The 9,884-nt window shown below is 65.7% G+C and carries 8 protein-coding genes; 3 read left to right on the forward strand and 5 right to left on the reverse strand.

Annotated elements, in window-relative coordinates:
* Positions 1 to 320: 320 nt before the first annotated feature.
* The 3 genes from OO71_RS45435 to OO71_RS45445 are packed head-to-tail and all read left to right on the forward strand — an operon-like array spanning position 321 to position 4,512.
* On the forward strand, positions 321 to 1,796 hold the full coding sequence (locus OO71_RS45435) for a purine-cytosine permease family protein (protein ID WP_033296344.1): 1,476 nt from the start codon (positions 321 to 323) through the stop codon (positions 1,794 to 1,796).
* A 28-nt stretch (positions 1,797 to 1,824) separates the two neighbouring features.
* A complete protein-coding gene (hydA, locus tag OO71_RS45440) occupies positions 1,825 to 3,207 on the forward strand; it encodes a dihydropyrimidinase (RefSeq protein ID WP_033296345.1) in 1,383 nt (460 codons plus the stop codon).
* A gap of 39 nt (positions 3,208 to 3,246) precedes the next feature.
* Positions 3,247 to 4,512, forward strand: coding sequence for a M20 family metallo-hydrolase (locus OO71_RS45445; RefSeq protein ID WP_211260844.1), 1,266 nt, complete (start codon positions 3,247 to 3,249; stop codon positions 4,510 to 4,512).
* Here OO71_RS45445 and OO71_RS45450 read toward each other — a convergent pair.
* The 5 genes from OO71_RS45450 to OO71_RS45470 are packed head-to-tail and all read right to left on the reverse strand — an operon-like array spanning position 4,502 to position 9,681.
* On the reverse strand, positions 4,502 to 5,548 hold the full coding sequence (locus OO71_RS45450; RefSeq protein WP_033296347.1) for an LLM class flavin-dependent oxidoreductase: 1,047 nt from the start codon (positions 5,546 to 5,548) through the stop codon (positions 4,502 to 4,504). The two genes, OO71_RS45445 and OO71_RS45450, sit on opposite strands and share 11 nt — an antisense overlap.
* A gap of 2 nt (positions 5,549 to 5,550) precedes the next feature.
* Complete coding sequence (locus OO71_RS45455; RefSeq protein ID WP_051793240.1) at positions 5,551 to 7,893, reverse strand: xanthine dehydrogenase family protein molybdopterin-binding subunit; 2,343 nt, start codon at positions 7,891 to 7,893, stop codon at positions 5,551 to 5,553.
* The gene (locus OO71_RS45460; RefSeq protein WP_033296348.1) at positions 7,886 to 8,383 is read right to left on the reverse strand and encodes a (2Fe-2S)-binding protein; all 498 of its coding nucleotides are present in this window, start codon (positions 8,381 to 8,383) and stop codon (positions 7,886 to 7,888) included. Before OO71_RS45460 ends, OO71_RS45455 begins: the two co-directional genes overlap by 8 nt.
* Positions 8,380 to 9,264, reverse strand: a complete 885-nt coding sequence (locus OO71_RS45465) for an FAD binding domain-containing protein (protein WP_033296349.1) — start codon at positions 9,262 to 9,264, stop codon at positions 8,380 to 8,382. The genes OO71_RS45460 and OO71_RS45465 overlap by 4 nt, the downstream gene beginning before the upstream one ends.
* Positions 9,265 to 9,273: 9 nt before the next feature.
* Positions 9,274 to 9,681, reverse strand: a complete 408-nt coding sequence (locus tag OO71_RS45470; RefSeq protein WP_033296350.1) for an SCP2 sterol-binding domain-containing protein — start codon at positions 9,679 to 9,681, stop codon at positions 9,274 to 9,276.
* Positions 9,682 to 9,884: the final 203 nt, after the last annotated feature.

Genomic DNA, 9,884 nt, shown 5'->3' on the forward strand with positions numbered 1-9,884 from the left:
TGCAGATCAACCGTGAGCGTGGTGCGACGCTGGCGGACGTGCGGAACCGTTCCTGGCGCTAAATCCCCCGGAAAGGGCCTGGGGGGTGGTGCCGTCCAGAGGATAGACCCGGCGGCACCGCCCCCTGCCATTCTCAAAAGAATCGCCGGACGCAAAATTAGCTGCGTCCGGCGAATGAAGAAACCTTGCGGCCAGTCTCGCGCCTACAATTCTCTCCTCCTCCCTGCCTGATCGAAGACCGGCGCGGCAGTGGCTATTTCGGATGACCAGCGCCACCACGGCGCAGTGAGCGACAAGTCGCGAACCCATGAGGTGAGTCCATGAACATGCCACGCCACACCCGTCGCGTCGAGCGCCATGGGGCCGATTACATTCCCGAGGACGAACGCCATTCCAATCCGCGCAATCAGGCGCGGGTGTTCATCGGCGCGCAGATGTGTTTCAACCTGGTCATCCTCGGATGGCTGCCGATCTCGTTCGGGCTCGGCTGGTGGGGTTCGTTCACCGCGATCACCATCGGGCTGCTGCTCGGGGTCGCGGTGTACGCGCCGTACGCGCTCTTCGGCCCGCGCACCGGCACGAACAGCGTGGTCAGCAGTGGCGCGCACTTCGGGGTCGCCGGCCGGCTGATCGGGACCTGCCTCCTGCTGTTCATCGGCCTCGGCTTCTACGCGCTCGTCATCTGGGCCGGCGGCGACGCACTCACCGGCGGTATCGAGCGGTTCTCCGGCATCCACGTCGGCGGCGGCACGCAGGCAATCGTGTACGCGGTCCTCGGCGTCGTTTCCCTGCTGATCGCGTTGTTCGGGCACGACATCGTGGTGGTGGCGCAAAAGGTCGTCGTCGTCGTGGTCGGGTTTCTGCTGCTGCTCGGCGTGGTCGTGCTGGCCCCCAAATTCGACCCGGGATACGCCGGCGGATCGTATGTCCTCGGCTCGTTCTGGCCGACCTGGGTGCTTGCCGTCGTTGCCTCGTTGGCGGTCCCGATCTCGTACGGGCCTTTCGCCAACGACTATTCCCGCTACATTTCGCCGAAGCGGTACTCCAACCGATCGATCGCCCTTGCCAATGGCGGCGGCCTTTTCATCGGCTGCTGGGTGGTCATGCTGTTCGGCGCATACACCGGCACCATGTTCAGCGTCCAGCTCGGCAGCCCGGTGCTGGGAATTCTCAGCGTCTCCCCGCTGTGGTACGTCATCCCGATCATGCTGATCGGCCTGCTCGGCCCGCTTTCCCACGGCGCTTTGTGCGTTTACGCACCGGGAATCGATGTCGCCTCGGTACTGCCGAGACTCGGCCGAGCCGCCACCACGGCCATCATCGGAGTCATCGGTATCGCACTCGTATTCCTGGGTGCCTTCGTCTGGAATGCCGTCGACGCCTTCACCGCATTCGTGCTTCTCTTCACTGTCGGCACCACGCCGTGGATGGTCATCAACCTCATGGGGTACCGCAAGCGGCGAGGCTTCTACGACCCCGAAGACCTGCAGGCGCTCAACCGCGGCAAGCGTGGCGGCATCTACTGGTTCTCCGGCGGGTGGAACATGCGCGCAATCGGGGCCTGGGTACCGGCGGTCGTGGTCGGCGTGCTGCTCAGCCACACGACGATTTTCACCGGACCTTGGGCGGGGATCGCCGGTGGAATCGACCTGAGTGTTCCCATCGCCGGTCTGGTCGGCGCGGTCCTTTACGCCATTGCCCTGCGGGTGTTCCCGGAATCGCCCGCCGTCGCCGGTGGCCGGACTGCGACCAATGCGACCGCGTCGCCCGCCGTCACTGCCGAGGACCTTTTCTGATCAGGCCGACACAAAGAAGGGGCTGGATATGACATATTTGCTGCTGACCGGTGGCCGGGTCGTCAACAGCACCGGGTCCACGAATGCGGACGTCCTCGTGCACGCGGGCAGAATCGAGGCGATCGGAAACCTCACCGACCTGCCGATCGTGGACGTCGAGCGGGTCGACTGCACCGGGCGGCTGCTGCTGCCCGGCGGGGTCGACGTCCACACTCACCTCGATTCTCCGATGATGGGTACCACCACCTCGGACGATTTCGCCAGCGGCACCCGCGCCGCGGCCTGCGGGGGCACGACGACGCTGGTGGACTTCGCCATGCAGGGCGCCGGGCAAACGCTTCTCCAGTCGCTGGAAACCCATCGGCAGAAGGCCAAGGGCAAAGCGGTCATCGATTACAGCTTCCACATGTGCGTCACCGATCTCTACGAAGGCGCAACGGACGAATTCCCCGAGATCGTGAGTTCGGGCGTTACCAGTTTCAAGGTCTTCATGGCGTATCGCGGCACCCTCATGCTGCACGACGGCGCCTTGTTCGACGTCCTGCGCACCTCGAGTGCCGCAGGTGGCCAGGTGTGCGTGCACGCCGAGAACGGTGACGTCATCGACCGGCTGGCGGCCGACCTGGTCGCCGCCGGTCGCACCGGACCCGGCTCGCACGAGATCTCGCGTCCGCCGTCGACGGAGGTCGAGGCTGTGCGGCGAGCAATCCAGATCGCGCGAATGGCCGACTCACCGCTGTATTTCGTGCACCTGTCCACCGAAGGCGCCGTGGAAGCTGTGGCGGAGGCCCGGGCCAACGACTGGGCGATTGCCGGGGAGACCTGCACCCATTACCTCACACTGGACCGTTCCCTTTACGACGCACCAGGTTTCGACGCGGCAAAGGTGGTACTGACTCCGCCGCTGCGCACCGAAGAACACCGCGACGCGTTGTGGCGTGGTTTACGGGCCGGCACGCTCGGGGTGGTGAGCTCCGACCATTGCCCGTTCTGCCTGGAGGAAAAGCGGCGCCTGGGAGAGCACGATTTCCGGGCAATTCCCAACGGTGGTCCCGGCGTGGAGCACCGGTTCATCGTGATGTATGCCGAAGGAGTCCGGAAGGGCCGGATTTCCCTGGAGAAATTCGTCGACCTGACGGCGACGGCACCGGCCCGGCAGTTCGGGCTGTCCCCGGCCAAAGGGGCGATCGTGCAGGGAGCCGACGCCGACATCGTGGTGCTCGACCCGGAAGGTTCCACCACCATCTCCGCCGAAACCCAGAACCAGCGGATGGACTACACCCCTTACGAGGGATGGAAACTGCCCGGTCTCATCGAAAATGTCTACGCCCGCGGAGAACTGGTCTCCGAAAGCGGAAAATACGTCGGTGCGGAGGGGCGGGGCCGTTTCCTGGAACGGTCTGCGCTGTGACGTCCGGCGGACTATCCTCTCTCTAGCAAAGGAATGACCATGTCGTCGAATCCGGACCTGCTCGCGGCAATTCCGGAGCGGTGTGAAGCCGATCTGATCGGGCTGTCCCGCATCCATGATCCCGACAGCGAAGGGTGGACCAGAACGGTATTTTCCGATCCTTATCGCGAATCGCGGGAGTGGATCCGGGCGCGGATGATCGACGTCGGCCTCGAGGTGCATCCCGACGGCGCCGGGAACCTGGTGGGGGTGCTGCCGGGCCGCAACCCGGCGGCATCCCCGCTGGTCACCGGGTCGCACACGGACACGGTGCGCGGCGGCGGCCGCTTCGACGGCGCGGTCGGGGTGCTCGGTGCGCTCGAAGCCGTCCGGCTGCTGCGTGAGCACGACCTCCAGCTGGATCGGGACCTGCTGGTCATCGACTTCCTCGGCGAGGAGTCCAACGAGTTCGGCCTGAGCTGCATGGGCAGCCGCGCGCTCGCCGGTGAGCTGTCGGCGGCGGACCTCGACCGGCAGGACCATCACGGGACCCGCCTCGGTGACCGGTACGCCGCGTTCGGCATCGACCCGTCCGGCGTGCTCGCGTCGTCCGGCTGGGCGAAAACCCGCGCGCTGCACCGGTATGTGGAACTGCACGTCGAGCAGGGGCCGCTGCTGGAGGAATCCGGCGTACCGATCGGCGTGGTCACCGCCATTGCCGGGATCGAGCGCATTCTCGCGACCTTCACCGGCCGTCCGGACCACGCCGGGACGATGCCCATGGGCGACCGGCGGGACGCGCTGGTCGCGGCCGCGGAAGCCGTGCTCGCGGTGCGGCAGGAGGGCTGCGGAGCACCGGTACACGGCGTGGCGACGACGTCACAATTGGTGTCGGAACCCGGTTCTCCCAATGTGGTACCGGGGCGCGTGCGAATGCAGGCCGAGATGCGCAGCGTGGACCCGGGCTGGCTGTCGGAAGCCCAGCGCAGGCTAACCGAGAAGATCACTCTCCAAGCCAGCGCGTACGGGGTCGATGTCGATTTCGAATGGTCCCACGACAACGAATGCCGACCGGCCAGCCCGTCGGTGCACCAAACGATTTCCTCCGCGGTGGATTCGTTGGGAATCGCATGGGAACCGGTCCCAAGCGGTGCCACGCACGACGCGGTGCACATGGCCCGGCTCTGCCCGATGGGAATGATCTTCGTCCCGTCGCAGGGCGGGCGCAGTCACTGCCCGGAGGAATGGTCGGAGCTGGACCACATCGCCACCGGAGTCCAGGTGCTCGCGATGACGCTGGTGGAGCTGGATCGCACTACGGATTGAGAAAAGCATGGCCGCCCGTCGTGGAGACCCCGACGGGCGGCCTTGCTGTCACGATCCTGCCGACCTCAGGGCGCACGGCGGAGGCGAACAGTTCCATGGACCGATCCGCCTCCGCAGCGGCCAAACCGGGTACGTGGAAAGACAAATCCAGCCCGTGCAAACCGGCCGACATCAGATAGTCGGCCAACTGCGTGGCAACGCTCGCCGGCCCACCGACAATCCACCCCAGCTGCGCACAAATGTCGTCCAGCTCGAACGGACGGCCGACCGCAAGCACTGTCTTGCGCCATTCCGGCGACGGCGGCGTGAAATGGGCCCAGAAATACAACGCAGCAGAGCGGATGGCCTGGCGGGCAGCCCGGTCATCTTCTGCCACGAAGACCATCCGGGCAGCTCGCGCCGTACCGCGTCCGCCGAAATCGCGGAAAGAACGCACCAGATCGGCATGCCGTACGCCGCCGAACATGCCCGCAAGATAATTGAACCCTTCGCGCGCAGCGAGCGCAATCGAACGCGGGTCCGTGGTGGCGACGTGAATCCGGCCGGAGAGTTCCCGTCTCGTGAGGACGAGACTCGCGGAAGTTCGGCCGTGCAGAAGGTCGGCGAGTTCGGTCGCCCGAGCGCGGAGCAGGCCCCGCCGGGCCTCCCGTGCGGCGCGGCCCGGCTCCCGCGCCATTCCTGCGCCGATGCCGAATTGGACCCGCCCATGGGTGAGCAGGTCCAGAGTGAGCAGTTCTTCGGCGAGCCGATCCGCTTCCTGATCGGCAATCAGCCGGACCGAAGTCCCCAAGCCGATGCGGTCGGTTTTCGCTGCGAGATGAGCAATCAACAACTGTGGCGCGGCAATGCGTCCCCACGTTTCCCCGAACATGCGCGTGTGCTGTTCGGTGAACCAGGCGACGTCGAAGCCCAGGCGGTCGGCGAGCACGGTGGACCGGATGACCTCGCCGAGCACCTCCGCGTCACTGCGTTCCCCGGTGGCCCAGCCCTGGTGGAAAACACCAAAGCTGGGCCACGGGGACGCAGGACCGGACATGGCTAGAGCTTCCCCAGCGCCCGCAGCACCCGCTCCGGGGTCAGCGGTAGCTCCGTGAGGTGGACGCCGATGGCATTCGCCACCGCATTGACGATTGCGCTCGCCCCGTCGTTGTTCGCCGATTCACCGATTCCCTTGGCGCCGAACGGTCCGGTGTCCTCATAGGTCTCGGCGAAGAACACCTCGAAGTCCCGGCAGGCATCCCGTGACGTCAGGATCTTGTAGTTCAGGAAATCGGGGTTGAGCGTGCGGCCGGTTTCGCGGTCGACCTGGATTTCCTCCAGCAGCGCATAGCCGAATGCCTGCGCGGCACCGCCGTGGATCTGGCCTTCGACCAGTACCGGATTGATCACCTGTCCCACGTCCGAACCGGCCACGACCCGGTCCACGGTGATGTGCCCGGTCTCGGTGTCCACCGAAACCTCGACGAACTTGCACGTGAAGTGGGACGCGGTAGTCACCGCGCGTTTGCTCGCTTCGGCAATGATCGTACCCCATTGCCGCATTTGGGCAGTCCGCGCGATTTCCTCGATGCTCACGGCTTTTCCGGCCTCGTTGATCACCCGGGCGTGGCCGTTGCACAGCTCGATGTCTTTGGCCTCGGCCTCGAGGATCCGGCCCGCCATTTCGCAAAGCAGGTCACGGACCTTCTCCGCGGCGAGTTTGGCCACCATGCCGGACACGTACGTGCTGCGACTCGCGTGCGTGACTACGTCGTAGGGCGAGGAATCGGTGTCGGTGGTCGTCACGATGACGTCCTCGACCCGCATGCCCAATACCTCGGCCACGATCTGGGCGTGCCCCATCAGGTTTCCGGTGCCCATGTCGATGAGCGCGGTGGTGAGGCTTGCGGTGCCGTCCTCGTTGATCTTGACGATGCTTCCGGTGTACTCGAGGATGTCCGACACTTCATTGGCCTGGCCGCATCCGGAAGTGTGGAAGGCGCGGCCCATCCCGATTCCCTTGCGGATCCGCTTGTCGCCCTGCCGCGCGAATTCCTGCCGCCGCTCCCATCCGATCCGGCGCGCGCCCGAGGTGAGGATTTCTTCCACGCCACAGCTCTTGATGTGGTCCACCACATTCGGGCCCTGTGCGTAGTAGGCGTCGCCCTCCCGGATGTAGTTCTTGAGCCGGAGTTCCACCGGATCGATGCCGAGCCGGTCGGCGATGATGTCCATGTGCGATTCCACCGGGACGTTCGCCCGCGGATTTCCGAATCCCCGGAAACCGGCCGCCGGTGGGGTGTTGGTGTAGATCACGTGTCCGGTGAAATCCTGGTGCGGCACCCGGTACATCGACATGAACCAGCCGCCCATGCACTTGGTGACCCATTCGCCGGAACAGGCGTAGGCACCGGTGTCGACGTGTGCTTCCATTTGGTGCGCGACAATGGTTCCATCACGTTTCGCGCCCGTCTTGAGCCGCACCGTTGCCGGATGCCTGCTCGTGGACATCATGTCTTCTTCGCGCGTGAGCTGCAGGCGGACCGGACGTCCGGACTTCATCGCAAGCAGCGCGGCAATGGGCTCGTCGACGTTCATGTCGAGGCGCGCGCCGAAGGCACCGCCGAGGAATACCTGGTGCACATTGATCCGGCCGTACGGAATGCCGAGGGCGCGGGCGAGATTGTGCCGCAGGCCGTGGATCGACTGGGTAGTGGCCCATACGTCGAGCCGGCCGTCCGGCCGCGGGTTGACCACCACGCAGCGTCGTTCCATCGGGCTCTGCTGCTGCTTCGGCACCGTGAAGGTGTTCTCCACGATGACGTCCGCCTCGGCGAAACCTGCCTCGACGTCACCCACGCCCATCCGGATCGTCCGCAGGATGTTGCCGGTCAGGTCGTCCCGTTCGTCGCCCCAGTACACGGTGTCGTGGACCTGGGGTGCACCCGGTTCGATTGCCTTGAACGGATCGAGCGCAGCCGGGAGCTTTTCGTAGTCGACCTCGATCGCGGCAATGGCCCGAGCCGCGATTTCCGCGGTGGTCGCCGCGACGGCAGCCACCACGTCACCCACGTACCGGGCCTTTTCGGGAATGACGAAATTGTCCCGCGGCATGTATTCGGGCGGGAGCGCGAACTCCCGCCCGTAGGGGTGGGCAGGCGCATCCTCGTGGGTGATGATCGCTTGTACCCCGGGAATCTCGCGTGCCTTCGCCGTGTCGATCCGGCGGATCCTGGCGTGCGGATGCGGACTGCGCAGAATCTTCACTTCGAGCATGCGCGGGATCCGGATGTCGCCGACGAAGGTCATCTGACCGGTGGCCTTGCGCACGGCGTCGAACTTGGGGACGCGGCGGCCGATGTTCCGGTACTCGTCGGACCGGGCAGGCAGCGTTTCAGTCATGGTGCCCTCGCAGATTCTCGCCGGCCGCCGCCAGCGACTCGACCAGCTTGACGTATCCGGTGCAGCGGCAGAGGTTTCCGGCCAGTTCCTCGGCCAGTTCGTCGGCCCCCGCGCGCGGATTTTCCGCGTACACCGCAAGGGCCGCCATGAGGGCACCGGGCGTGCAATAACCGCATTGCACCCCGCCGCCGTCGACGAGCGCCTGCTGAATGGGATGCGGCTCCCCGTTGGTGGTCAAACCCTCCACTGTGGACACCGACTTGCCCTCGGCGCGCAGGGACGGGTACATGCAGGAGTACACCGCCTGGCCGTCGACCTGGACGGTGCACGTGCCGCAGCCACCGGTGTCGCAGCCCCGCTTCGTACCGGTCAGGTTGAGCCGGTCACGTAACACGGAATTGAGGCTCTCGTAGGGACCGACCGCCAGGGTGAGTGGTTCGCCGTTGACCGTCAGATGGAGAACCCGGCTCGGCGCTTCGGAATTCGTCATCGTGCCCTCCTGGCTGCCTGCACGAGGCAGCGAGCGATGTAGACCTTGAGGAGATGGTTCCGGAACTCCGCCGAGCCCCGGAAATCGCTGAACGCGCGGACGTCGTCGCCGACCCCGCGCACGGCTTCCTGGATCGTTTCGGCGCTGACCGACCTTCCCAGCAGCGCGTGTTCGACACTGACGGCCCGCGTGATCTTGCGGCCGATCCCGCCGCCCAGCGCGATCCGCGCGTCGGTGAACCGGCCTTCCCGGCACTGCACCTGTACGCCGATGCTGACCAGCGCCCAGTCCACCGAGTTGGATTCGAACTTCTGGAAGGCCCCGCCGGTGTCGGCGGGCGGAAGGTCGAACTCGACCTCGGTGAGAAGCTCGCCGAAATGGAGGTCGGGAAGGAAGAAGTCCCAGAAGAACGTCTCGATCGGAACGGTACGGGAATCGCCGTCGAGCCGTTTCGTCGTCACCCTCGCGTCGAGCGCGACGAGCGCGGCAGGCAGGTCGAAGAAAGGCAGGCTCGAACAGATGCTGCCGCCCACCGTGCCGACGTTGCGGATTTGCATCGGCCGGATTCCGGCAATGGCGTCGGTGATCGAGGCCAGCCGTTTCGGGTGCGCTGCCGTGACGAATGCGGCCAGGTCGGTGAACGAGACGGTCGCACCGAGCTTGACCCCGGTCTCGGTCGGGGTGATCTGGTCGAGCGGGAGACGGGTGATGTCGAGAAGCGTGTGGACGTCACCCATCCCTTTGCGATAGGCGAGTTCGTGAATGGTCGTACCGCCGGCGATGACGCGCGCGCGATCTCCCTGCTGGCCAAGGGTCTCCAGCACTTCGTCCACGGTCGCAGGGAAACGATAGTCGTGGGGCTGGAATAATGTGGTGGGCATTCTTCTTCCTCAGCTGACTCGCATGATGACGGGCCCCAGCTTCTTCAGCGAACCGAAGACCACGGGGTGGTGCTGCTGAACACGCTCGCCGAGAGTCCGGAACCTCGTGGCGTCGGACGGTGCGCCGTAGACCTCGTACTTCTTGTTGACGTACGCCTCATCGGCCAATGCGGTGTCCAGCATCATCCGGAGGAACAACCGCGCAGGCGCCTCGAAGACGACGTCCGGCTCGGCCGTGGCACCGCGGACGACGCGGGCCTTCGTCCCTTCCAGCACGAGGTGGAACGGACGTTCCCCGTCGAGATCGAACTGGAGGATCTTGTGGCGGCCTTCCATCATGTCCCGGACCTGGGGGGTGCGGTTGAGAAAGAAGACGAATACGCGGATGGCGAGTTGACACTTCACGGTGGTACCCACTCTTTCTGCTTCAGCCCGCGCAGGCGGACGCGACCGTGGCGCACCTGCCGGGACGGCGGGAAGGCTGCAGTGGTGGCAGGGGGCGGTGCCGCCGGGTCTATCCCCTGGACGGCACCACCCCCCAGGCCCTTTCCGGGGGATTTAGCGCCAGGAACGGTTCCGCACGTCCGCCAGCGTCGCACCACGCTCACGGTTGATCTGCA

The sequence above is a fragment of the Amycolatopsis jejuensis genome, assembly GCF_000717335.1.
In the GTDB taxonomy this organism is placed as follows: Bacteria; Actinomycetota; Actinomycetes; order Mycobacteriales; family Pseudonocardiaceae; genus Amycolatopsis; species Amycolatopsis jejuensis.